This is a genomic window from Phocaeicola vulgatus ATCC 8482 (genome assembly GCF_000012825.1).
Classification (GTDB): domain Bacteria; phylum Bacteroidota; class Bacteroidia; order Bacteroidales; family Bacteroidaceae; genus Phocaeicola; species Phocaeicola vulgatus.
In genome coordinates, this window is sequence record NC_009614.1 from 641,857 (window position 1) to 666,761 (window position 24,905).

Annotated in this window: 22 protein-coding genes, 2 tRNA genes and 3 rRNA genes; 5 read left to right on the plus strand and 22 right to left on the minus strand. The window is 44.6% G+C overall.

The genetic code is table 11. The features are described from left to right. Window positions 1-42 precede the first annotated feature (42 nt). The 8 genes from BVU_RS02315 to BVU_RS02350 form a co-directional block, all read right to left on the minus strand. Entirely contained in the window at window positions 43-1,047 is a 1,005-nt protein-coding gene (locus tag BVU_RS02315; protein WP_008655190.1) for a beta-ketoacyl-ACP synthase III, read from the minus strand. Between the two features lie 104 nt (window positions 1,048-1,151). Next, window positions 1,152-1,337, minus strand: coding sequence for a 50S ribosomal protein L32 (rpmF, locus tag BVU_RS21200; protein WP_002562387.1), 186 nt, complete (start codon window positions 1,335-1,337; stop codon window positions 1,152-1,154). An 11-nt stretch (window positions 1,338-1,348) separates the two neighbouring features. Beyond that, a complete protein-coding gene (locus BVU_RS02320) occupies window positions 1,349-1,882 on the minus strand; it encodes a YceD family protein (protein WP_080510721.1) in 534 nt (177 codons plus the stop codon). A 575-nt stretch (window positions 1,883-2,457) separates the two neighbouring features. Beyond that, window positions 2,458-2,568 (minus strand): 5S ribosomal RNA (gene rrf, locus BVU_RS02330). Between the two features lie 78 nt (window positions 2,569-2,646). Beyond that, window positions 2,647-5,535, minus strand: a 23S ribosomal RNA gene (locus tag BVU_RS02335). A gap of 129 nt (window positions 5,536-5,664) precedes the next feature. Then, window positions 5,665-5,738: transfer RNA gene (locus BVU_RS02340), tRNA-Ala, on the minus strand. A gap of 17 nt (window positions 5,739-5,755) precedes the next feature. Then, window positions 5,756-5,829: transfer RNA gene (locus tag BVU_RS02345), tRNA-Ile, on the minus strand. 134 nt (window positions 5,830-5,963) lie between these two features. Beyond that, window positions 5,964-7,491: ribosomal RNA gene (locus BVU_RS02350) — 16S ribosomal RNA — on the minus strand. The 16S, 23S and 5S rRNA genes sit together here with 2 tRNA genes alongside, the layout of an rRNA operon. A gap of 1,208 nt (window positions 7,492-8,699) precedes the next feature. On the opposite strand from BVU_RS02350, the gene BVU_RS02355 reads away from it, so the two are divergent. The 5 genes from BVU_RS02355 (at window position 8,700) to dnaG (ending at window position 13,264) form a co-directional block, all read left to right on the plus strand. After that, window positions 8,700-8,948 (plus strand): 2TM domain-containing protein, encoded by a 249-nt coding sequence (locus tag BVU_RS02355; RefSeq protein ID WP_005840821.1) that lies wholly within the window; start codon window positions 8,700-8,702, stop codon window positions 8,946-8,948. A gap of 29 nt (window positions 8,949-8,977) precedes the next feature. Further along, window positions 8,978-9,565 carry a hypothetical protein gene (locus BVU_RS02360; protein ID WP_005840819.1) on the plus strand — a complete coding sequence of 196 codons (588 nt, stop codon included), beginning with the start codon at window positions 8,978-8,980 and terminating at the stop codon, window positions 9,563-9,565. A gap of 10 nt (window positions 9,566-9,575) precedes the next feature. Next, window positions 9,576-9,866 carry a winged helix-turn-helix domain-containing protein gene (locus BVU_RS02365; RefSeq protein ID WP_005840816.1) on the plus strand — a complete coding sequence of 97 codons (291 nt, stop codon included), beginning with the start codon at window positions 9,576-9,578 and terminating at the stop codon, window positions 9,864-9,866. Between the two features lie 243 nt (window positions 9,867-10,109). Beyond that, window positions 10,110-11,111, plus strand: a complete 1,002-nt coding sequence (locus BVU_RS02370; protein WP_005840814.1) for a malate dehydrogenase — start codon at window positions 10,110-10,112, stop codon at window positions 11,109-11,111. A 77-nt stretch (window positions 11,112-11,188) separates the two neighbouring features. Continuing rightward, window positions 11,189-13,264: a DNA primase gene (gene dnaG, locus BVU_RS02375; RefSeq protein ID WP_005840811.1), complete on the plus strand. Its 2,076-nt coding sequence runs from the start codon at window positions 11,189-11,191 to the stop codon at window positions 13,262-13,264. A 12-nt stretch (window positions 13,265-13,276) separates the two neighbouring features. Here dnaG and folE read toward each other — a convergent pair whose 3' ends face one another. The 14 genes from folE to BVU_RS02445 form a co-directional block, all read right to left on the minus strand. After that, window positions 13,277-13,870 (minus strand): GTP cyclohydrolase I FolE, encoded by a 594-nt coding sequence (gene folE, locus BVU_RS02380; RefSeq protein WP_005840808.1) that lies wholly within the window; start codon window positions 13,868-13,870, stop codon window positions 13,277-13,279. Between the two features lie 4 nt (window positions 13,871-13,874). Continuing rightward, the gene (locus BVU_RS02385) at window positions 13,875-14,333 is read right to left on the minus strand and encodes an SPOR domain-containing protein (RefSeq protein ID WP_005840806.1); all 459 of its coding nucleotides are present in this window, start codon (window positions 14,331-14,333) and stop codon (window positions 13,875-13,877) included. Window positions 14,334-14,438: 105 nt separating this feature from the next. Then, window positions 14,439-15,194 carry a triose-phosphate isomerase gene (gene tpiA, locus BVU_RS22640; protein ID WP_005840803.1) on the minus strand — a complete coding sequence of 252 codons (756 nt, stop codon included), beginning with the start codon at window positions 15,192-15,194 and terminating at the stop codon, window positions 14,439-14,441. 30 nt (window positions 15,195-15,224) lie between these two features. Then, window positions 15,225-16,526 carry a BT_3928 family protein gene (locus tag BVU_RS22645; protein WP_011964759.1) on the minus strand — a complete coding sequence of 434 codons (1,302 nt, stop codon included), beginning with the start codon at window positions 16,524-16,526 and terminating at the stop codon, window positions 15,225-15,227. After that, on the minus strand, window positions 16,516-17,058 hold the full coding sequence (locus tag BVU_RS02400; RefSeq protein ID WP_005840798.1) for a DUF1599 domain-containing protein: 543 nt from the start codon (window positions 17,056-17,058) through the stop codon (window positions 16,516-16,518). The genes BVU_RS22645 and BVU_RS02400 overlap by 11 nt, the downstream gene beginning before the upstream one ends. Before the next feature lie 113 nt (window positions 17,059-17,171). Continuing rightward, window positions 17,172-18,062: a M23 family metallopeptidase gene (locus BVU_RS02405; RefSeq protein WP_005840796.1), complete on the minus strand. Its 891-nt coding sequence runs from the start codon at window positions 18,060-18,062 to the stop codon at window positions 17,172-17,174. A gap of 22 nt (window positions 18,063-18,084) precedes the next feature. Next, window positions 18,085-18,549: a nucleoside-diphosphate kinase gene (gene ndk, locus BVU_RS02410; RefSeq protein WP_005840793.1), complete on the minus strand. Its 465-nt coding sequence runs from the start codon at window positions 18,547-18,549 to the stop codon at window positions 18,085-18,087. 220 nt (window positions 18,550-18,769) lie between these two features. After that, on the minus strand, window positions 18,770-20,866 hold the full coding sequence (gene recG, locus BVU_RS02415; RefSeq protein WP_005840791.1) for an ATP-dependent DNA helicase RecG: 2,097 nt from the start codon (window positions 20,864-20,866) through the stop codon (window positions 18,770-18,772). 1 nt (window position 20,867) lies between these two features. After that, window positions 20,868-21,527: a 2-C-methyl-D-erythritol 4-phosphate cytidylyltransferase gene (locus BVU_RS02420; RefSeq protein WP_005840789.1), complete on the minus strand. Its 660-nt coding sequence runs from the start codon at window positions 21,525-21,527 to the stop codon at window positions 20,868-20,870. Next, window positions 21,524-22,075: a DJ-1 family glyoxalase III gene (locus BVU_RS02425; RefSeq protein ID WP_005840787.1), complete on the minus strand. Its 552-nt coding sequence runs from the start codon at window positions 22,073-22,075 to the stop codon at window positions 21,524-21,526. The genes BVU_RS02420 and BVU_RS02425 overlap by 4 nt, the downstream gene beginning before the upstream one ends. 3 nt (window positions 22,076-22,078) lie before the next feature. Then, entirely contained in the window at window positions 22,079-22,972 is an 894-nt protein-coding gene (locus BVU_RS02430) for a TonB family protein (protein ID WP_005840785.1), read from the minus strand. A gap of 9 nt (window positions 22,973-22,981) precedes the next feature. Further along, window positions 22,982-23,401 (minus strand): ExbD/TolR family protein, encoded by a 420-nt coding sequence (locus tag BVU_RS02435; RefSeq protein WP_008781468.1) that lies wholly within the window; start codon window positions 23,399-23,401, stop codon window positions 22,982-22,984. Window positions 23,402-23,407: 6 nt separating this feature from the next. Continuing rightward, complete coding sequence (locus BVU_RS02440; RefSeq protein ID WP_005840779.1) at window positions 23,408-24,124, minus strand: MotA/TolQ/ExbB proton channel family protein; 717 nt, start codon at window positions 24,122-24,124, stop codon at window positions 23,408-23,410. Then, window positions 24,121-24,837: a pyridoxine 5'-phosphate synthase gene (locus BVU_RS02445; protein ID WP_005840777.1), complete on the minus strand. Its 717-nt coding sequence runs from the start codon at window positions 24,835-24,837 to the stop codon at window positions 24,121-24,123. The genes BVU_RS02440 and BVU_RS02445 overlap by 4 nt, the downstream gene beginning before the upstream one ends. Between the last annotated feature and the right edge of the window lie 68 nt (window positions 24,838-24,905).

Sequence of the window (24,905 nt, forward strand, 5' to 3'; positions counted from 1 at the left end):
GGAATACGGATGCGTTCATTTGTATTTGTAGTTTAATGATTATTATCTCTTACTACCATCGTAACCCCATTTCACATAAACGGCTCCATAGGTAAAACCTGCGCCGAAAGCTGTAAATATCAGGTTATCTCCTTTCTTCAGCTGCTTTTCGTAATCCCAAAGACACAACGGAAGTGTAGCACCACTGGTATTACCATATCGCTGAATATTAATCATTACCTTTTCCAAGGGAACTTCCAAGCGAGAGGCTACCGCATCAATAATACGCAGATTAGCCTGATGAGGAATTACCCAGTCGATATTATCTTTATTCAAACCATTCTTTTCGGCAATAGTCGCTGTAATATCCGACATATTGGAAACAGCATATTTAAATACTGTTCTTCCTTCCTGATAAAGATAATGCATCTTATGATCAACAGTGAAATAAGAAGGAGGACATACAGAACCACCGGCTTTCATGTGAAGAAAAGGAAGTCCCTTACCATCTGTACGAAGAATAGAATCCATAATACCATAATCTTCTGTAGTAGCTTCCACCATACATGCTGCTGCACCATCACCAAAGATAGGGCAAGTTGCACGATCCTGGTAGTTTACCATAGATGACATCTTATCTGCACCGACAATAATAATCTTTTTATGTCTTCCCGATGCGATAAGTGAAGCAGCAGTTTCCATTAAATACAAAAAGCCGCAGCAGGCAGCCTGCAAATCAAATGCAAATGCATTTTTCAATCCCAGCTTATCACACAGGATAGAAGCAGTGGAAGGGAAATGATAGTCAGGAGTAGTAGTTGCTACGATTACTGCATCAATGTCATCCGGATTAGAAGCTGTTTTCTGCATCAGTTGTTTGGCAGCCTTACGCGCCATATACGATGTACCTAATCCTTCTTCATTCAGAATACGTCTTTCTTTAACTCCGATTCGAGTCATAATCCATTCATCATTGGTATCTACCATTCTTGAAATCTCTTCGTTAGTCAAGACATAATCTGGTACATATCCACCGACTCCTGTTATTACTGCATTTATTTTTTCCATCATTCCAATTTAATTAGTTTATACCCTTACAAAAAAGTAGCCGACAGAGCCGAAGCTCGCCGGCTTTATTTTATAAAACGTACAAACGTGTTTAAAGCTACTGATTAGACAGCAGCTTCTTTTTCGATTGCTAACTTACCTCTATAATAACCGCAAGCTCCACATACAGTGTGGTAAACATGCCATTCGCCGCAGTTAGGACAGATAGCTAAAGTAGGAGCAACTGCTTTATCATGAGTTCTTCTCTTTGCAGTTCTCGTTTTTGATTGTCTTCTTTTAGGATGTGCCATTTTTCTAAACTTTAATTATTATCTAATATTTTCTTTAATTCATTCCATCTCGGATCTATTTCCTGGGGCCCTTCGCTGATATCTCCTTCGGGTAACTCCACCGCTATGTCATCATCATCTTCATCATCCGCCGAAATGCGCAAATGCTTACTCAGCTTGCCAACCATGCCTTTGTTGCATTTCCCAGGCGCATGTACATGCTTCATGGGAATATTTAAGGCTATAAACTCATACAAAAACCATGCGATGTTAATATACCCATCTTCTTCAGGTACTACAACTATATCGCCCTCTTCCGCAAATGAAGAACCTAACTTTACTTTCAGTTTATCTGAAGTTGAAACAGGTAATTCCATTTCATCCAAGCAACGGTCACACGGTACAATGACAAAGCCTTCAGTTTGAAAATCCAACAGAAAAACACCGGATGTCTTTTTCACATTCAGTTCTACTGCCAGTTTCCCTTTCTGTACTTCCGGTCCATCCAGATCTACAAAGAATTGATTATCCAGCGTAAACTCATACTTAGCAGAGTCCGCTTTCATATTCTTCAATTCAATCTTATATTTATCAAACTTTCCCAAAGCAATACTATATAAATCGGGCGACAAAGATACGAATAATATTCCAATATGTATAATATAAGTGCGTATTTTTCAAATATAAATTAGACATATATTATTTTTAGCGCATAATTTAGCGTTTTTTTGAAGTGTGTTTGCCTTTCATATCTCATATCAGTGATTTTCATTGTACACTTCTTCCCTTTATACTCCACTATCCTTTTTCGGCTCATGCAGCTTGCATAAAGGCTCTATTATCATCTCCCGGTTCTCTATCAGGGCAAGCCTTCAGACCTGCCTGTTCTATTTCCAGTCCCTATTCCAAGGCATAAGTACCCGGTGAGGGTTTCCGGACCTGCCCCTGCCGGAGAAAAGACATGGCGGAGCCTTCCGGACAGTTCCGTGGGAAAGGTATCCACACCCACGGGAAAGATAAGGTTTTTAACTAATTCCCCCAAGTTTTCAAACTGAGCCGAAAAAACGGTAGAGGCCACATTTCACACGTGCGTATACAAAAAAAGCCTCCGGAACTTCTTCAAGTCCGGAGGCTTCAATCAAAACGGCGGCTACCTACTCTCCCACTGTGACGCAGTACCATCGGCGTGACAAGGCTTAACTTCTCTGTTCGGAATGGGAAGAGGTGGAACCCTTGTGCTATAGCCACCTGAATAAGGTTGACATATTGTTGAGCTGTTATCGTAATTTCATTCTGTAGTAAAAACCAAAGGTATACACCATCCGACATATAAGGAAAGTGGACGGGCAATTAGTAATGCTCGGCTTTGGTATCTCTACCTTTACACCTGCATCCTATCAACGTCGTAGTCTACAACGACCCTGAGAAATCTAATCTTGTGGCCGGCTTCGTACTTAGATGCTTTCAGCACTTATCCGATCCAGACTTAGATACCCGGCAATGCACCTGGCGGCACAACCGGCAAACCAGAGGTCTGTCCAACACGGTCCTCTCGTACTAGTGTCAGAGCCACGCAAATTTCATACGCCCACGATAGATAGAGACCGAACTGTCTCACGACGTTCTGAACCCAGCTCGCGTGCCACTTTAATGGGCGAACAGCCCAACCCTTGGGACCTTCTCCAGCCCCAGGATGTGACGAGCCGACATCGAGGTGCCAAACCACTCCGTCGATATGAGCTCTTGGGAGGGATCAGCCTGTTATCCCCGGAGTACCTTTTATCCTTTGAGCGATGTCCCTTCCATACGGAAACACCGGATCACTATGCTCTAGTTTCCTACCTGATCGACTTGTCAGTCTCCCAGTCAAGCGCCCTTATGCCATTACACTCTAAGGCCGGTTACCAATCGGCCGGAGGGCACCTTTAGAAGCCTCCGTTACGCTTTTGGAGGCGACCACCCCAGTCAAACTACCCACCAATCAATGTCCCCGTATCCACGGGTTAGAATCCAAACAAATAAAGGGTCGTATTTCAACAGCGGCTCCACAAATACTGGCGTACCTGCTTCAAAGCCTCCGACCTATCCTACACATCACGTGCCCAGATTCAATGATAAGCTATAGTAAAGGTTCACGGGGTCTTTTCGTCCCATCGCGGGTAATCGGCATCTTCACCGATACTACAATTTCACTGAGCTCACGGTTGAGACAGCGTCCAGATCATTACACCATTCGTGCAGGTCGGAACTTACCCGACAAGGAATTTCGCTACCTTAGGACCGTTATAGTTACGGCCGCCGTTTACTGGGGCTTCAATTCAACGCTTCTCTTATTGATGACATCTCCTCTTAACCTTCCAGCACCGGGCAGGTGTCAGGCTGTATACTGGATCTTTCGATTTGGCACAGCCCTGTGTTTTTGTTAAACAGTTGCCTGGACCGATTCTCTGCGCCCTCCCATAAAAGGGTAGGGACCCTTTATCCCGAAGTTACAGGGTCAGTTTGCCTAGTTCCTTAACCGTGAATCACTCAAGCGCCTTAGAATATTCATCCCGACTACGTGTGTCCGTTTGCGGTACGGGTACCTCCAGGATTAAGTTTAGCGGATTTTCTCGGCAGCATGCTTACGCGCACTATTGCCTTGTCCCGAAGGACGCGGCATACTATCAGGTTCGGATCTCATGGTGGATTTGCCTGCCATGATCGACTCCTACACCCTTCAACCATCTATTCCGTCAGATGGCGGCACTGTCACTACTGCGTCTCCACGTCACTCCTGAAGGTAGTAACGGAATATTAACCGTTTCTGCCATCGGCATCGCCGTTCGGCTGAGCCTTAGGACCCGACTGACCCTGATCCGATTAGCGTTGATCAGGAAACCTTAGTCTTTCGGCGAGGGGGTTTCCCGCCCCCTTTATCGTTACTTATACCTACATTTGCTTTTCCAGACGCTCCAGAATACCTCACGGTACGCCTTCGACGCCGACTGGAATGCTCCCCTACCGATCATATAAATGATCCCACTGCTTCGGTAGACAACTTCATACCCGATTATTATCCACGCCCGACTCCTCGACTAGTGAGCTGTTACGCACTCTTTAAATGAATGGCTGCTTCCAAGCCAACATCCTAGCTGTCTTAGCAGTCAGACTTCGTTAGTTTAACTTAGCTGTCATTTCGGGACCTTAGCAGGTGGTCCGGATTCTTCTCCTCTCGGGCACGGACCTTAGCACCCATGCCCTCACTCCTGCGGTAGAACTGATGCGCATTCGGAGTTTGTCAAGACTTGATAGGCGGTGAAGCCCTCGCATCTTATCAGTCGCTCTACCTCACATCAGTAACCCGCAAGGCTGCACCTAAATGCATTTCGGGGAGTACGAGCTATCTCCAAGTTTGATTAGCCTTTCACCCCTACCCTCAGCTCATCCAGAAGCTTTTCAACGCTTATTGGTGCGGTCCTCCAGCTGGTGTTACCCAGCCTTCAACCTGGCCAAGGGTAGATCACTTGGTTTCGCGTCTGCCACTGCCGACTATACGCCCTGTTCAGACTCGCTTTCGCTTCGGATACGTGTGTCGTCACACTTAACCTTGCCGGCAAAGGCAACTCGTAGGTTCATTATGCAAAAGGCACGCCGTCACTCATCAACGAGCTCCGACCGCTTGTAGGCGCACGGTTTCAGGAACTATTTCACTCTTCTGTTCGAAGTGCTTTTCACCTTTCCCTCACGGTACTGGTTCACTATCGGTCTCTCGGGAGTATTTAGCCTTACCGGATGGTCCCGGCAGATTCACGCAGAATTCCTCGTGCTCCGCGCTACTCAGGATACTACTATGCTTCGACAACATTCGAATACGCAACTGTCATGCTCTATGGTCTTTCTTTCCAGAAAGTTCTTCTCTGATGTCTTCATGCAACGGCGTAGTCCTACAACCCCACCCATGCCGTAACATGGATGGTTTGGGCTGTTCCCCGTTCGCTCGCCACTACTGAGGGAATCATTGTTTATTTTCTTTTCCTGCAGGTACTAAGATGTTTCAGTTCCCTGCGTTAGCCTCCAACAACGTTGGATAATACCTCTTCAAGATATTGGGTTGTCCCATTCGGAAATCTCTGGATCAAAGGTCATTTGCACCTCCCCAAAGCTTATCGCAGCTTATCACGTCCTTCATCGCCTCCGAGAGCCAAGGCATCCGCCATGCGCCCTTTTTTACTTTCTTTATTCATTCGCCCACACTTGCGTGCCAGCGGGATGATATATACTTTCAGCTCTTTACTACTAAAATTACTGTTTGCTTGTACAATATGTCATAGATCGTTCATCTTCGTTTCTTACGTTTCCGATGGAGTGGAGAATAACGGATTCGAACCGTTGACCCTCTGCGTGCAAGGCAGATGCTCTAGCCAGCTGAGCTAATCCCCCGAACTTGATTCCGTTCGTAGTCCCAGGCAGAGTTGAACTGCCGACCTCTACATTATCAGTGTAGCGCTCTAACCAACTGAGCTATAGGACTAAGTTCAACCTAGTCTGTTTAATTAGACCCGGCTTCTTACTTTCTCTCTTCCGTATCATTACGGAATCATATCTTGAATAAACAACACCAGCAGTACAAGAACAAAAACCTTATCGATCTTTCGTCCTCTCCAGAAAGGAGGTGTTCCAGCCGCACCTTCCGGTACGGCTACCTTGTTACGACTTAGCCCCAGTCACCAGTTTTACCCTAGGGCGCTCCTCGCGGTTACGCACTTCAGGTACCCCCGGCTCCCATGGCTTGACGGGCGGTGTGTACAAGGCCCGGGAACGTATTCACCGCGCCGTGGCTGATGCGCGATTACTAGCGAATCCAGCTTCGTGGAGTCGGGTTGCAGACTCCAGTCCGAACTGAGAGAGGTTTTGGGGATTGGCATCCACTCGCGTGGTAGCGGCCCTCTGTACCCCCCATTGTAACACGTGTGTAGCCCCGGACGTAAGGGCCGTGCTGATTTGACGTCATCCCCACCTTCCTCACATCTTACGATGGCAGTCTTGTCAGAGTCCTCAGCGGAACCTGTTAGTAACTGACAACAAGGGTTGCGCTCGTTATGGCACTTAAGCCGACACCTCACGGCACGAGCTGACGACAACCATGCAGCACCTTCACAGATGCCTTGCGGCTTACGGCTTTCACCGTAATTCATCTGCAATTTAAGCCCGGGTAAGGTTCCTCGCGTATCATCGAATTAAACCACATGTTCCTCCGCTTGTGCGGGCCCCCGTCAATTCCTTTGAGTTTCACCGTTGCCGGCGTACTCCCCAGGTGGAATACTTAACGCTTTCGCTTGGCCGCTTGCAGTATATCGCAAACAGCGAGTATTCATCGTTTACCGTGTGGACTACCAGGGTATCTAATCCTGTTTGATACCCACACTTTCGAGCCTCAATGTCAGTTGCAGCTTAGCAGGCTGCCTTCGCAATCGGAGTTCTTCGTGATATCTAAGCATTTCACCGCTACACCACGAATTCCGCCTGCCTCAACTGCACTCAAGATATCCAGTATCAACTGCAATTTTACGGTTGAGCCGCAAACTTTCACAACTGACTTAAACATCCATCTACGCTCCCTTTAAACCCAATAAATCCGGATAACGCTCGGATCCTCCGTATTACCGCGGCTGCTGGCACGGAGTTAGCCGATCCTTATTCATAAAGTACATGCAAACGGGTATCCATACCCGACTTTATTCCTTTATAAAAGAAGTTTACAACCCATAGGGCAGTCATCCTTCACGCTACTTGGCTGGTTCAGGCTCTCGCCCATTGACCAATATTCCTCACTGCTGCCTCCCGTAGGAGTTTGGACCGTGTCTCAGTTCCAATGTGGGGGACCTTCCTCTCAGAACCCCTATCCATCGAAGACTAGGTGGGCCGTTACCCCGCCTACTATCTAATGGAACGCATCCCCATCGTCTACCGGAATACCTTTAATCATGTGAACATGCGGACTCATGATGCCATCTTGTATTAATCTTCCTTTCAGAAGGCTGTCCAAGAGTAGACGGCAGGTTGGATACGTGTTACTCACCCGTGCGCCGGTCGCCATCGGCCTTAGCAAGCTAAGACCATGCTGCCCCTCGACTTGCATGTGTTAAGCCTGTAGCTAGCGTTCATCCTGAGCCAGGATCAAACTCTTCATTGTAATAATATCTTTTTCCAACTATTCAGTTGATAATCTGCTCAAGGATTCCAAATCTATCAATATCAATATTGACGGTTCTTGTTTTTTCCGTACACCATATATATATATCACATACGGTGCACCGGCTTGTACTACTTGTTTGTTTATCTTAAATCTTTCAAAGAACTCTCATTTATGTTTTGCCATCGTTTCCGAAAGCGGATGCAAAGGTAAGAGATTTTATCGTAACCGCCAAATGTTTTCGAAAGTTTTTTTTGAAAAAGTTTTTTTTCGAAACTTCCATAAAAGGCGGGACGTCCATCCTCCCCACGTCTTATCCGTTCTCGCTCCCTTAGCCCCGCTAAGGTAAGATACTGGGTGCAGACACTGTCAAGGAAAACTCTCCTACGTTTGTTTCACCAAGTCAGTCACACACTGTCTGAAGTGCCGCATCTCTCTCGATTGCGGATGCAAAGGTAGACCTTTTAACGATTACCAGCAAACATACGAAGGAAAAATTATACGGATTTCCTGAAACTTTTTTGTAATACTCTGAATAACAGATGTGTTACAAAGCATGTTTTTATAACGGAGGACACCGGAGGAAAAAGACACACACATTATAATATTCGCACGCGCGTATAAGGACGGAAAAAAGGAAGGGGCCCATACGAAAACAGCAGACGGAAAACAAGAAAAGACGGAAAAGAAGCAAATCCGAAGGACAACCGGACACCGCAAGCTAGGGCAGGGCAAGGAATGGACAGGAAAACAGCTACGAAAAACGCAGTACGATATACACAACACACACAAGTGAGTTTTCAAAAGCTATTGCCACTGCTGAAAAACTCCAGGAAAGAAAAAGCAGAGAAGAATGTCCTTATTCAAGTACGTGCCAACCAGAGTCTGAATGTAAAATTCATAAAGAAGACTACATATTTTGCACCTCCCCCTCTACCGCACATACACACTTGATAATTATTATTTGAAAAAAGTTCTATAATAATTTGGTTTATATTATAAACTATATTACATTTGTAAAGTATTTAAGTAAAATAAACTTTTGTCATTCAACCTATAAAGCATCATAACAATGAAAACAAACACAATATTTTACAAGAAGCGTGCCACTATCCTAGCATGTGCCACACTAGCTATTCCGAGATTTGCTACTGAAAGTATAGCACAGACCACTAACTTTATATCACCATAAGTAAGAAATAAAGCCTATGAAAACAAACCAAAACAACGAAAAGACAGTTCCAACCCAGGAACAAATCGAAGCAGCATGCCGGCAAAGTGCCCGTCATTTTTGGAATTGGCTCACTTGGTCATTAGTCTATTATGTGGTAATAAACCTGTTTCTTATAGCTATAAACTGGTTTACCAGTCCACACTACTGGTGGGTACTATGGGTGATAGCAGGCTGGGGAATCAGCTTGCTGATGACAGCCATAGAAAAAAGCATCAAATATTAATCAATCACAAACTAAAAAGAAAAAACAGTATGGAAGAAAGAAAATTGAATGAGAAAGAGAGTTTGGAACTCATCGCTCAAATGATTCAGAATACAAAAAACAGGCTAGAAACCAATTGTGGCATGCCATTCCTCTTTTGGGGATATACCACCCTCTTTGTCAGCCTGCTGATCTGGTTTCTGGTAGTAACTACCGGAAATTATTATTGGCAATACCTATGGTTCTTACTCCCTATCATCGCAGGAACAGGAACTTACCTCTCTACACGTAATCAGCAGCCGGGTATCAAGACTCATTTGGACAAAGTAATCAATTATATTTGGTTGGTATTCGGCATAACCGGCTTTCTGATATCCATGCTCGCCATGTTTTTCTGGCAACTTCCCATCCTGTTCATAATCCTTCTGCTGATGGGCATGGGGACTACACTAACAGGACTGGTGGTAGGTTATAAAACTGTCACTATTTGCGGCACACTGGGAGCGTTAAGCTCCATCGGATGCCTTTTTTATCCAGGTCCAAACCAGATATTAATCTTCGCTCCTGTCTTTATTTTCATGATGGTTATTCCGGGACATGTATTGAATCATGCTGCCCGTAAACAAAAAAAATCGTAACTTTGCGCCTATGTTCAAAGAATTGAATCCATTACTACATTCCGAACTGAGACTTGCCGTGATGTCCATACTGGTTTCAGTGGAAGAGGCCGAGTTCAGCTATCTGAAACAACAGACAGGAGCGACGGCAGGTAATCTGAGTGTGCAAATAGACAAGCTGAACAAGGCTGGCTATGTAGAAGTCATCAAGACTTTCAAGGGAAAAATGCCTTGTACCATTTGTAAGATTACACTAAAAGGGCTTGAAGCCTTTGAAGAATATGTAGACGCATTAAAAAGCTATATAAACATCAATACATAACAAATCATATCATTATTTGTCACATCCACAAACCTGTTTGAATAAATACTGTTTAACATCTTGATTGACAAGTATTCTGGAACTTACCATCCCAAGATGATTATATGGGATAACTTTCTATTATCCCATATAATTTTTTAGAATAAACACCATAATAAAAGGTTTTGTAAATTTGTACCCGGAAGAGAGAACATCCTCTCCCACAAAAGTGTTTATATTATACAAACTTTAAATAATAGAATTATGGAATTTGTAACGAATGAAAAGCTGACAATCGTAGGCGCTGCCGGAATGATTGGATCGAACATGGCTCAAACTGCTATCATGATGGGTCTTACTCCCAATATTTGTTTGTATGACCCATACGCTCCCGGTCTGGAAGGTGTGGCAGAAGAACTATACCATTGCGGTTTCGAAGGCATGAACATCACATTCACTTCCGATATCAAGGAAGCTTTGACCGATGCTAAATATATTGTAAACTCAGGTGGTGCGGCACGTAAAGCCGGCATGACCCGTGAAGACTTGCTGAAAGGAAACGCAGCCATCGCTGAAGAATTCGGAAAAAATGTAAAGGCCTACTGTCCGGACGTAAAACATATCGTGGTTATTTTCAATCCGGCTGATATCACCGGTCTGATCACCTTATTATATTCAGGTTTGAAACCATCACAAGTTACAACCCTTGCCGCTCTTGACTCTACACGCTTGCGCAGCGAATTGTCCAAGCATTTCGGCATCGCTATGGATAACGTAGAAAACTGCCGCACGTATGGCGGTCATGGTGAGCAGATGGCTGTTTATGCTTCTACCGCTAAAGTAAACGGAAAAGCATTACTTGATATCATCGGCACTGATGCTTTGACAAAAGAACAATGGACCGAAATACAACAAAAAGTAACTAAAGGCGGTGCAAACATCATCAACCTGCGCGGCCGCTCTTCTTTCCAAAGCCCGTCCTATGTTTCTATCGAAATGATTGCCGCCGCTATGGGAGGAAAACCATTCCGCTGGCCTGCAGGAACTTACGTATCCAATGGTAAGTTCGACCATATCATGATGGCCTGGGAAACTTCCATCACCAAGGATGGCTGCCACTTAAAAGAAGTGAAAGGCACGCCCGAAGAAGAAGCCGCATTAGAAAAAAGTTATGCACACCTTTGTGCTTTGCGTGATGAAGTGATTGCTATGGGAGTACTTCCTCCAGTTTCCGAATGGAACAAACTGAATCCTTATATTAAATAATTCTGATTACAATATTCCGTTAAAAACATCGCCGGGTTCACCCTTGGCGATGTTTTTTTTGTATCTTCGCACTCGCAATGATAGACCAACCCACCATAGACCGGATACTGGATGCCGCACAAATTGTAGATGTGGTATCCGAGTTTGTCACTCTGCGGAAACGCGGTGTGAATTTTGTCGGACTTTGTCCATTCCATGATGACAAAACCCCTTCATTCTATGTATCACCGGCCAAAGGATTATGCAAATGCTTCGCCTGTGGCAAAGGTGGAAATGCTGTCCATTTCGTTATGGAACACGAGCAGATGACCTATCCCGAAGCACTACGCTGGCTGGCAAAGAAATACAATATAGAAATAAAGGAACGCGAATTGACCGATGAGGAGAAACAAGTACAAAATATACGGGAAAGTCTCTTTGTTGTCAATGAGTTTGCCCGCGATTATTTTCAAAATATCCTCTACAATCACGCTGACGGAAAAGCCATTGCCATGTCTTATTTCCGCCAACGGGGCATCCGTGACGATATTGTCAAGAAATTCCAATTGGGATACAGCACTACCGCTCCTGACGCATTGGCACAAGAAGCCATGCGAAAAGGATATAAAAAAGAATTTTTGCTCAAGACCGGACTATGCTACGAAAAAGAAGATGGCAGTTTACGCGACCGTTTTTGGGGACGTGTGATATTTCCATGGTTTAACATCAGCGGAAAAGTGCTTGGCTTCGGCGGACGTGTACTGGACAGCCGTACCAAGGGAGTAAACCAAAAATACGTCAATTCGCCCGAATCCGAAATCTTCAGTAAACGAAAAGAACTATATGGCATTTATCAGGCTAAAGCTGCCATTGTAAAAGCCGACTGTGTTTACATGGTAGAAGGATACACCGATGTAATTGCCATGCACCAGTGCGGGCTGGAGAATGTGGTGGCCAACTCGGGTACAGCATTGAGCGAACAACAAATCCGGTTGCTACACCGCTTCACCTCCAATATCACCTTATTATATGATGGTGACGAAGCCGGTATAAAAGCAAGTATCCGAGGCATCGATATGTTACTTGCAGAAGGCATGAATATCAAAGTGCTGCTTCTGCCTGACGGAGATGATCCCGATAGTTTTTCCAGAAAACACAATGCCACGGAATTCAGAAAATACATTGATGATCACGAAGAGAACTTTATCCGTTTCAAGACCAACCTTTTACTAAAAGACGCACAAAGGGACCCCATCAAACGGGCCGGATTGATATCGGACATGGCACGAAGTATCGGACTGATTCCGGATAAAGTAATTCGATATACCTGCTTGACAGAATGTGCTACCCTCTTGAACGTAAACGAGCAAATTATTTTAGACGAGATCAAAAAGCATCTGCTTCAACGGGATGATAACTATCTGGAACAAATCAAGAAAGAAAAAGACGCATCCGCCACTACCGGCTCTCTGCCTCCAGCGGATACTCCTTTTCCTGCCGGCAGCATACCTCCTGCCGATATGCCCCCCCTAGGGGTGGATGATAATGTTCCCCCTCCGTTTCCTCCTGCAGAAGCAGAAGCGGGATATCAATCGTATATTCCCCAAGAAGGACGGGAAAAGTACGTTTTTTATGTAAAAGAGCAGTTACTGCTTCAAACTTTGATACGCCACGGAGAGAAAGTCATGTGCTATGTAGAAACGGAAGAAAATACGGAAACTCCTCTTACTGTGATAGAATATATTTCTATGGATTTGAAACAGGATGAATTACAGTTCCATAATCCGTTGCACCGGAAAATACTGGCAGAAGCAGAAGCTCATCTGCATGACCCCAACTTCACGGCAGAGCGTTATTTTCTGGCTCATCCCGATCCTACAATCAGCAAACTGGCGGCAGATATGATAAATGATCGTTACCAACTGAGTAAAAGCAATTCACAAGCGATGGTTAAAGATGAAGAACGCTTACACGAATTGGTACCGCACCAACTTATCGACTTCAAACTTGCCATATTAGAAGAGGATATGAAATATACGCTACAAGCATTGAACAAACCTGAAGTAGTAGCCAATGCCGATAAATGCCTTGAAGTTATGGCCCACTTTAAAGAATTAAGTGAATTACAAAAAATTATGGCCAAGCGTGCCGGCGACCGGGTAGTACTAAAATAAAGGCATAACTCCTTATCGGTTATGCCGTATCAAATTCATAAATTCCTCACGTGTTTTAGCCTGGTTAAACGCACCAGTGAAATCAGAAGTAGTAGTAATGGCATTTTGTTTCTCCACCCCGCGCATCTGCATGCACATGTGCTTGGCTTCGACCACTACCATCACTCCCAGCGGATTCAAGGTTTCCTGAATACATTCTTTTATTTGCAGTGTCATACGTTCCTGTACCTGCAACCGATGAGAAAACACATCCACTACCCGGGCAATCTTACTCAAACCGGTGATATAACCATTGGGAATATAAGCAACATGTGCCTTTCCATAAAACGGAAGCATATGGTGTTCGCACAAAGAGAAGAAATCAATATCTTTCACGATAACCATCTGACTATACTCTTCTTTGAATTTAGCTCCCAACAAAATGGCATGCGGATCTTGTTCATAACCGCGTGTCAATGTCAGCATAGCTTTGGCTACGCGCTCAGGAGTTTTCAGCAATCCTTCTCTTTCTACATCTTCACCCAATAGGGATAAAATACTCTGATAATGGCCTTTCAACTGTTCAATTTTCTCTGCTGACCATTCGGGATGCAATAGTTCTTCCATGTTATTAGTCCAGGGGAATATTAATTTGTTCACGAACAATAGATACTTCTTTAAAAACACCGGTAGCCTTCAGACGGCGCATGGCGGCATCCGCTTCCTCAATACTGCGGAAATCACCTACACGACACAGCCAACGAGGAGGCTGGAAATAGGCATAGACAGGCATATCGGGAAACTCCTCTTTCACCTTGGCAGCCACATTATTAGCTTCATTACGAGCCACCCGCGAATTATTTCCTGCATAGACCTGAACCCGATACCCTCTGGCTTTCAACATTTTCTGCTCACCTCCCGTAACATTTCCTGTATAGATACTACCAATCAAGCCTGTTATTTTAGGATCTTGACGGATGGTTACAGTACCTTCTCCGGCACGGTTACGCTGCAAGCTTTCTACTATGTTCTGCTGTGCCAAAGCGGAAAGTCCGAGACTCAAAAAGAGTAGGATAAAAATGTATCTCATGTCGTTTTATGAATTTAAGTAAATCATCACAGATTACTCAGATTTCCACAGACGATTTTATGATTCTTTATCTGTGTAAGCTTGAGTAATCTGTGATGAAATTAATTATTTGAATGCATCGATAATGCCTTTGAAGTCAACAACTTTCAAAGCAGCACCACCAATCAAGCCACCGTCTACGTCAGGGTTAGCAAACAATTCTTTAGCATTAGAAGGCTTGCAGCTTCCACCATAAAGGATTGAAGTATTATCAGCAACTTCTTTACCATACTTGTCGGCAATCAAAGAACGGATAAACGCGTGGATTTCCTGAGCCTGTTCAGCAGTAGCAGTCTTACCTGTACCAATAGCCCAAACCGGTTCGTAAGCCAAGATAATCTTACTAAAATCTTCGGCAGACAAAGAGAATACCGATGCCAACTGAGCAGCAACCACTTCATTTTGTTTGTTAGCTTCACGCTCTTCCAATACCTCACCGATGCAGAAGATAGGCTTCAAGTTATTAGCCAAAGCCAATTTAACTTTTTCTTCCAGGATTTCCACAGTTTCGTGATAGTAAGCACGACGTTCCGAGTGACCCAGAATTACATATTCAGCACCTGTAGAAGCTACCATTTCAGCAGAAACCTCACCGGTATATGCACCTGATACTTTATCTGCACAGTTTTCTGCACCTACACCAATTACAGCCTTGTCAACAATAGGAGTAACAGAAGCCAAGTGAATAAACGGAGTACAGATTACCACATCACAATTAGGTTTGTCAGCAGCCAAAGCTTCATTCAATTCTTTTGCCAGAGCAATACCTTCCTGAAGGTTCTTGTTCATTTTCCAGTTTCCTGCAACAATGTTTTTTCTCATTTTGTTTGTTTTATTAAAGGGTTAATGAAATTATTTTGTTCGATTCTCTTTCAATTTCTTTTTCCTATGAAAATGCTCCCAAATGACATCCACCATGCTGAAAAACAACAACGGAAAGACAAACCATGCCAATACCAGCACCACTTTATGACTGAAAGTCTTTTCATTGATTTGTGCCAAAGGCAGTTTTTCCAGCCTGTCGGTCAGCACATATTCATCGGGCAGACTATTCACACTCCACTTGTTTATAACCACTCCGTTCTTCAGCAACATCAGTCCGGGATTAGAGCGTATCATGGTTTTCAGTGTAATGTCATCCATCAGGCAGAAAGGATACTCGGCTCCCGTACGCTCCTGCCAGTCTTCAATATCACTATCGGGTGATGAGGTAAGACAATAGAATTGATATCCATGCTCCACACTATAATCATACAGTTCATTTATCAGGTCAATGGTACTATCATCCGCCTGGCTCAGCTGATGCGCCACCAACAGAAAGGTATAATTATCATCATCCAGTACTTCATCGGTTATATCTTCCCCGTCTTCTTGACGAATAATGGAAAAGTCATGAACAGGCGGTTCGTATCCTTGTTCCTTCACCATCGTTTTGGAATCCACAAAAGTCCATGTGCTATCGGGATAATTTTCTAATGTAAACTCTTTCTCCACTCCATCTTTTTGAAGAATAAAACGGGTCTCATAAACAGTAGGCTTCTCTCCTTCCGGAATTTCCATCCCTTTACGTATATCTGCCCCGATATGATAAGGGCGGAAATCAAAGACAGGCAACTCACGGTAACAATACAAAGTCATCCCCGAAATATAGAGAAACGTATACATAGCCACCAACCAATCGAAACGCTTGGTCACCAAAGGAGTTATACGGTTTCCCCATTTAAAAACGGACACCGCCGCTATCAACAAAAGTACATTCTTCCCAAAAGTTTCCCAATTAGTCAAAGTCACAGCATCACCGAAACATCCACAATCCGATATCGGATTGGAAAGAGCCAACCATAAGGTGAGCGGAGTCATCACCCCCATGATAAGCACAACAAACAAGGTGGTCATTCTCCTGCGGATACCAAACAAAAGATATACTCCTAAACAAAACTCGACCATTGCCTGCAATACAGACGCCAGAAACGGAAGAAAGGCAGGCACCGAAGCAGCCCAACCGAAAACCTCCAAATAATCCTGAATTTTATATTGAGTACCCAGCGGATCTACCGCTTTGACAAAACCGGAAAATATAAATACTGCCGCCAGCAAAAAACGGCAGGCGTTTGTCCAGATTCCAATGATACTATGTAACTGTTTACTCTCCAAATTCCAACTTGATCAATCCGAATACAGAATAATTAATCATATCCATATAGTTGGCATCAATGCCCTCTGATACCAATGTAGCTCCATCGTGACCTTCAATCTGCTTGGTACGATAGATTTTCATCAAAATCAAATCAGTATACGAACTGACACGCATGCTGCGCCACGCTTCGTCATAATCATGATTTTTGGCCAACATCAGTTCCAAAGCCTGTTTGGCATACCGGTCATACAATTCCAAAGCACGCTCTTCAGTCATGTCATCCGTTTCAGCATATCCCAGTTCCAATTGAACCAAGCCGATTATTCCATAATTTACAATAGCGATAAACTCCGAACGGATACCTTCATCCACCATCGCCACCCCTTTGGTTTCAATGCTACGAATACGGTTTGCCTTGATAAATATCTGATCGGTAACAGATGAAGGGCGCATGATACGCCATGCTGCACCGTAATCGTGCAGTTTTTTCGCAAACAAATCACGGCAAATAGCTATCACATGTTCAAATTGTTGTTTCGTATCTTTCATCACACTCTATGATTAGGCGGCAAAGTTACGCATTTTTCTGCTTAAGCGTAAACAAAAAGGCGGAAAAGAATACTCTTTCCCGCCCTATTTTATATTTCTTAATTAACTAAAGCTTAAGAACATCTTAACACTTGTCCCGGACGAAGAATAGTTCTGCGGGTAATGTGGTTCAACTTGCATAAAGCATCAATAGATGTACCTGTTTTCTGTGCAATGCGGCTCAATGTATCCCCACTTCTTACCTTATGGTAACGGATAGTACCATCTGATGAAGCAAGCAAATTCACATTCTTACTATTAGTCCTGTTACGCTGGTATCTGTTATTACCTTTTCTGAACAAATAAGAATCGGCTACAATATCCTGTTTCTCAAAATCAAATAACAATGCCGGATTAATGGCCTGTCCCAAGAAACGCGTTTCAAAATGAAGATGTGACCCGGTGGAACGTCCGGTGTTTCCACCCAATCCGATAGGTTCTCCTGCTTCTACGTACTGGTTCTCATCCACAATCTGCTTTGACAAGTGACCATATACTGTTTCCAATCCATTCTCGTGACGAATCACCACATATTTTCCATATCCGCGGCGTTCATACTTCACCATACGCACCTTTCCACTGAAAGCTGCACGGATCGTATCACCTATATATACTTTTATATCCAATCCATTGTGCATACGACGACGACGGGGACCAAATTTAGAAGTTATTTTTGTGTGTTCTGTCGGCATACGGAAACCGGTCATATCAATACGGAATGTATCAGGAATAGTAACAGTATTACCATAAGCGTGTACACGCTCGTTACTCCAATTAGGGTAGAGACTATATGCAGGATAAGCTGACTTTTCCGCCTTTATCTGACGAATCAATGCAACAGAATCTACTGCTTTCAATTTTCGGTCGATAGGTGCCTGGCGTGCCAATAGATCCTGTCCTGACACATTCAGGCTAACCAGGGCGAAGGCTGCCGCTGCGACTACTTTAACACATTTCAAAATCATCCGTTTTTTTAGGTTTTTCTTTTTAATATTCGTCATTAGCATAAAGGGAACCGAACACGGCTTGCTTATACTCGAATATCTCTTCTGGTTTAAAAAATCGTTTAAGTTCCACTTCAGCGGTTTCCGGCGAATCGGAAGCATGAACTATATTCTCCTGAAAGCTCATGCTGTAATCTCCACGGATAGTACCGGGAGCCGCCAGACGTCCGTTAGTAGGACCGGTTAATGTTCTCACTACTTGGACAGCGTCCACACCTTCAAAGCAGCATACAATAACAGGACAAACCATCATTGCATCTTTCACTCGCTGAAAGAACGGCTTTGAACTCAAATGAGCGTAATGTTCGCTAAGCACTTCATCCGTCAACTGAACCATTTTCATTCCGGCTAAACGCAGGCCTTTTCTTTCAAATCTATTAATAATCTCACCCACCAAGCCCCTCTGCAGAGTGCAAGGTTTCAAAATAACCAGCGTTTTTTCCATCATAATATTGGGTTCATTTAAGGTTTATACTGTGCTTTTTCCAAAAATTCTTCCAAAGATAAAGATTTTCCTTGAGAAAGAAGGAACTTCTTTAACTCTTTTTGTATGTAAGTTATATACAATGCTTCGATAAAATGTTCAGAAACCTCTATAAATAAAGGGGAAACGCTACAAACATGTTATGCAACATATATCCTTGCTTTTAACAATGCAGTAACATAAACTAAGAGATAGCCGCCCAATTTATATTTGTTTTACGCAATGCTTGCAATTGCTGCCAAAGAATAGCATTTTCCGGACGAGTTCCTGCAGGGTCTTCATCTACAATACGATTTGCCACATCACGGACATATTGCAATAATTGACCGTCACGGGCAATATCGGCTATCTTCAAGTCAAAAGCGACACCACTCTGCTGGGTTCCCTCCAAGTCACCGGGACCGCGCAACTTCAAATCGGCTTCCGCTATCTCGAAACCATCATTGGTCTGTACCATTATTTCAAGCCGCTTGCGAGTTTCTTCGGTCAGTTTGTAAGTGGTGACCAAAATACAATAAGACTGATCAGCGCCACGTCCCACACGCCCACGCAACTGATGCAATTGTGAAAGTCCGAAACGTTCGGCGTTTTCAATGACCATCACCGAGGCATTCGGGACATTCACCCCGACCTCAATCACTGTAGTGGCCACCATAATCTGGGTTTCACCACTGACAAAACGCTGCATCTCAGCATCCTTCTCCGCCGGTTTCATCTTACCATGCACCTTGCTGACCTGGCAATCGGGAAATTCCGCACAAATCAGTTCATACCCCTCTTCCAGATTCTTGATATCCATTTTCTCACTCTCCTTTATCAAAGGATAAACAATATAGATTTGCCGCCCTTCTTCTATCTGTTTGCGAATGGAAGCATAAAGACTGGCACGGCGATTGTCAAACTGATGGATAGTCTGGATGGGTTTACGGCCCGGCGGCAATTCGTCAATAACTGATACATCAAGATCACCATACAGTGTCATAGCCAAGGTACGGGGAATAGGGGTAGCCGTCATGACCAGCACATGAGGCGGACAAACATTCTTGCTCCATAACTTGGCACGCTGAGCCACTCCGAAACGATGTTGCTCGTCTATAATCACCATTCCTAAAGAAGAAAAGCCCACAGTATCTTCCAAAACGGCATGCGTGCCTATAAGAATCTGAACATCCCCCGTCAGCAAATCCTTCAATATCTTCTCACGCTTCTTTCCTTTGACAGATCCCATTAAAAGTTCCACGCGCACATCCATGCCAAACAGGAATTTCCGAATGGTTTCATAATGTTGGGCGGCAAGAATCTCTGTAGGAGCCATCATACATGCCTGATAGCCATTATCCAGTGCGATAAGCATGGACATCAAGGCCACCAATGTTTTCCCACTTCCCACGTCACCTTGCAGCAAACGGTTCATCTGCCGTCCGCTTCCCATATCTTTTCTTATCTCCTTTATCACCCGTTTTTGCGCTCCGGTCAGTTCAAAAGGAAGATTCTGTGAATAAAAAGTATTAAAGATCTCACCCACCCGTTCAAAACGCAGGCCCCGATATTTACGCTGCCTGTCTTTACTGTAACGTAGAATATTGAGCTGCACATAGAACAGCTCTTCAAACTTCAAACGATATTGGGCCTTCCGCAGCAATTCGGGATTCTTGGGGAAATGAATATTACGGATGGCCTCATCCAAAGACATTAAATGATGCTCCTCCACTAACCGAGGGGGCAATGTTTCAGCAAGAGGTTCCTGTAGCAGGGCAAGCGCATTCTTCATCAACTTCTCCAGCCCATGAGAGTTCAAGAAACCGCGCTTCATCCTTTCCGTTGTGTTATAATAAGGCTGCAACCCCATCGTAGATAAGGTAAGTTCGCCTGAAGGGTCCATATCGGGATGAGCCACATTGATACGGCCATTGAATACGGTCGGTTTACCAAAGACAATATACTCTGTCCTGGTCTTATAATGCTCTAGCAGATATTTAATTCCTTGAAACCAGACTAAATCAATGATGCCCGTACCATCAGAAAAATGACCGACAAGTCTGCGCTGTCTTCCCTCACCCAAAGTCTCAAAACTGAGGATTTCGCCTTTCAACTGGATATAAGGCATATTTCCGTCTATTTCATGGATATAATAAAGGCGGCTGCGGTCTACATATTTATATGGAAAATAGTACAACAAATCATGCAAGGAAAAAAGATTCAATTCCTTGTTCAAGACGGTTGCACGCTGCGGGCCTACTCCTTGCAAATATTTTATGTCACGCGTAGTGATATCGAACATTTCAAATTAAGACTTCCGCTATTTTCAAATCAAAAGGGGTGGTTAATTTAATATTTTCTCTATTTCCCTGCACCAGACAGACCTCCCTGCCCATCGCCTCCACTACAGAAGCATCATCAGTAAAGGCATCCGTATATTCCTGTTGATATGCCTCTTTCAACAACTGCACTTCAAAGACCTGAGGAGTCTGAACCAGTTTATAGTCATTACGCGGAACCGTTTCACTTCCCGGCTTCGTAAGATGACGCACGGTTTCCACCACATCAATTACAGGAATAACCGCTTGCTTAGTCTGCGCTGCCTCATAACATCCGGCTATCACTTCCCGGGAAACAAAAGGACGCACGCCATCATGAACACCTACCAAGCCTTCTCCCTTCACGTATGCCAACCCATTCTTTACAGAATGGAAACGAGTTTCGCCCCCATCGGCAATATCATGACGCAAAGCAAAATGATACGTTTCACAAAGATCTTTCCAGTAAGCCTGCTGGCTCACCGGAAGAACTAATATAATATGCATAGAAGAATCAAAAGCGTAAAAAGCCTCTATGGTACGCATCAACACAGGTTTACCCCCTACAGGCAAAAACTGTTTGGGAATATCCCCTCCCATACGCAACCCTTTGCCTCCTGCAACTATAATGACATGCCTGTTCATTCTGCAATCATCATCCCTTGCTTCAATTCTGTCACCTTTTCCGCACCGACATATTTCTCGGCAATGGCAAATGAGAATGCCATAGCGGCACCGGGGCCTTTACCGGTAATAAAATTACCGTCTTTCTCTACCAAAGCGGCCGTATACTCAGCACCTTCCAGATACTTTTCGAATCCCGGATAGCAAGTTACTTTCTTACCTTTCAACAAACCACGCTTTCCATATACCAACGGAGCGGCACAGATGGCAGACAACGGACGTCCGGCTTCAGCAAATGTCATAATCAACTTGCCCAAACCTTCGTGAGCATCCAGATTTGTCGCTCCGGGCAGACCACCAGGCAATACAATCATCTCCGCATCCCCTTCTTTTACTTCTTCAAACACCATATCGGCTACTACCGGAACACCATGCGCACCGTTTACGGTCAGCACACCTGTTACGGAAACAGTCTTCACAGGCAAACCTGCACGTCTCAACACATCTACCGGGGTCAGCGCCTCCACTTCCTCGAAGCCTTCTGCCAAAAATACATAAATTGTTTTCATAAGCTACTTCAGTTTAAAGTAATATGTAATAGTACCTGTCTGGTTATTCACTCCGTCCACTTGGTTAAAGCGTGCTTTACGGGCGGCCTCTTCCGCCGCCTTCCGCAACGAAGCGTTTACTGTATTGGTACGTTTGTTGATACTGGTACTTATCACCTGTCCTGCGGGATTTACGGTAATAGTCACTACCACCCGTCCCTCATCCTGCACATTATAGACAGGCATCGGCAAACCGCCACTACCCAAAGAACGTCCGTTGAGGTCAAATGTTCCGTAACCGCCCACTCCGCCGGACTTCCCTTCCGAAGAGTTTCCCGTCGGACTACCCTCCAGACCGGAGCCTGTGGTACCGGTTCCTTTATTTCCCATTTGAGTTCCCTTGCCAAAAGCACCGGCTATCTTCTTCGCCGCCGCTTCCGCTGCCGCCCTTTCGGCAGCCGCTTTCTTCTCAGCCGCCGCTTTTTCTGCTTCAGCGCGTTTCTCGGCCTCAGTCTTCTCTTTCGGCTTCACCGCCTCCTTTTTCGGTACGTCCTTTTTAGGAGTTTCCTTCTTGGGTTTTTCTTTTTTAGGGGTTTCTTTTTTAGGTTCCTTTTTAGGGACTGCCACCGTTTCCTCTTCTGTCTGCGTGATGATTTCCTCTTTCGTTTCAACGGGAGGAACCGTTTCCGGTTCAGATACATCGGGAGCCGGAGCCTCAGGCTCATTCATTATATCTATATCCGTCAGCGTATAAGGGTCGGCATTCCCTTGAGAAAGCTCTGTATTTCCCAGCATAACAGGAACACCCCCCTCTTCCTGAACCTGCGGACGGCGGATAGCAATCACCAGCAGCAGGATAAGGAGAAGTATATGCAGTACAGCCGTACCAATCAGTCCTGTTATCTTATTTTTCTTCATGCTTACAGCTTAACGTTTCTTCTCAGGCGGACGTGTAGCCAACACCATCTTGAAGTGATTTTCATTAGCAATATTCAGTACCCTTACTATTTCGCGGTAAGGCACAGCCTCATCCGCATAAAGAGCCACATACATATCGGGTTCCTTCTCGGCACACCTTTGCAGGAATGCGGGCAGTTCTTCCAAGTCTATCGGCATTTCATCCTCATTGCCGAAAGCAGTATAGAAGTTCAGGTTCTTGTCAATGATTACCCTCGTAAGCGGCTTTGCCGAAGTCTGCTGCCTGCCTTGCGGAAGCAATACCTTGATGGCATTGGGCGACACCATGGTAGAGGTAATCATGAAGAATATCAGCAACAGGAATATGATGTCTGTCATAGACGCCATACTGAAGTTAGGTGATATTTTATGTCTTCTTTTCAGTGCCATACGCTATTACTTTTGAACGGGTTCGTTCAGTAAATCCATGAAGTCCATGGTACGCGCTTCCATTTGACTTACCACCTTGTCCACACGGGTTACCAGATAATTATAGGCAAACATAGCCGCAATACCCACAACCAGACCACCCACAGTAGTAATCATCGCTTCATAAATACCTCCTGAAAGCAACGTGATATCAATGTTGTTCCCGGCATTGGACATTTCCCAAAAAGCCTGCACCATACCGGTTACAGTACCAAGGAAACCAATCATCGGAGCACCGCCGGCAATAGTCGCCACAACAGGCAGTCCGTTCTCCAGTTTTGCCACTTCTATATTGCCGGAATTTTCGATAGCAGCCTGCACATCGGCAACAGGACGTCCCATACGGGTAATACCTTTCTCAATCATACGGGCAGAAGGAGTATTGGTGATGCGGCAATAGTTTATAGCCGACTTTATCTCACCCGTGCGGATATAATCACGAATACGTTCCATAAACAAAGGATCATCCTTCCCCGCCTTGCGGATAACCGCCATGCGTTCAAAGAAAATATAAAAACAGACGACAGACAACAATGCCAGCACAAGCATGATCCATCCACCTTTCATCGCCATATCCCAAAGATTCATCCGAGCCTCCTCTGAAACGGGAGTCAATACGGGATTACCCCCGGCAAGGGTATCCGCCAAAGCCGCCTGTGCAGCCAGTAAAGTGATATTCATCATGAACGAAGACAATTTTTATATTCTTCAATAGTTTGTTTTAATCCCATATAAAGCGCATCGCTTATCAATGCATGACCGATAGACACCTCGTCCAGCCAAGGAATATGCGTATGCATATATTTCAGATTCACCAGACTAAGGTCATGACCTGCATTCAGCCCCATTCCCAGGCTACGTGTCACCTTCGCCGCTTCTATAAAAGGAGCAATGGCCGCTTCGGGATTCCGAGGGTACATCGTAGCGTATGGTTCCGTATAAAGTTCCACCCGGTCGGCTCCCGCTTTGGCGGCATATTCTATCATCTCCTTGTCCGTACCGACAAAGATAGAGGTGCGGATACCTGCCTGGCCGAACGTATCCATCAGTTCGGTAAGGAAAGAAAGATTGGTCTTGGTATCCCATCCGGCATTAGACGTAATCTGATCGGGCGCATCGGGCACCAACGTTACTTGATGAGGTTTCACTTTCAGCACCAGATCAACGAACTCCGGTGAGGGATACCCTTCAATGTTAAACTCTGTGGTAAGCAGCGGACGAAGTTCGTACACATCGCTGCGGCGAATATGCCGTTCATCGGGACGGGGATGTACAGTGATACCTTCCGCACCAAACGCCTCACAGTCCAAGGCTACTTTCACCACGTCCGGATTGTTGCCTCCCCGGGCATTACGCAAGGTGGCTACCTTGTTTATATTTACACTTAACTTTGTCATCTTGGCAATATATTATTATCTTTGCAGTTCTGATGTGCAAAGTTAGCAGGTTTTATTAAAACCTGGTC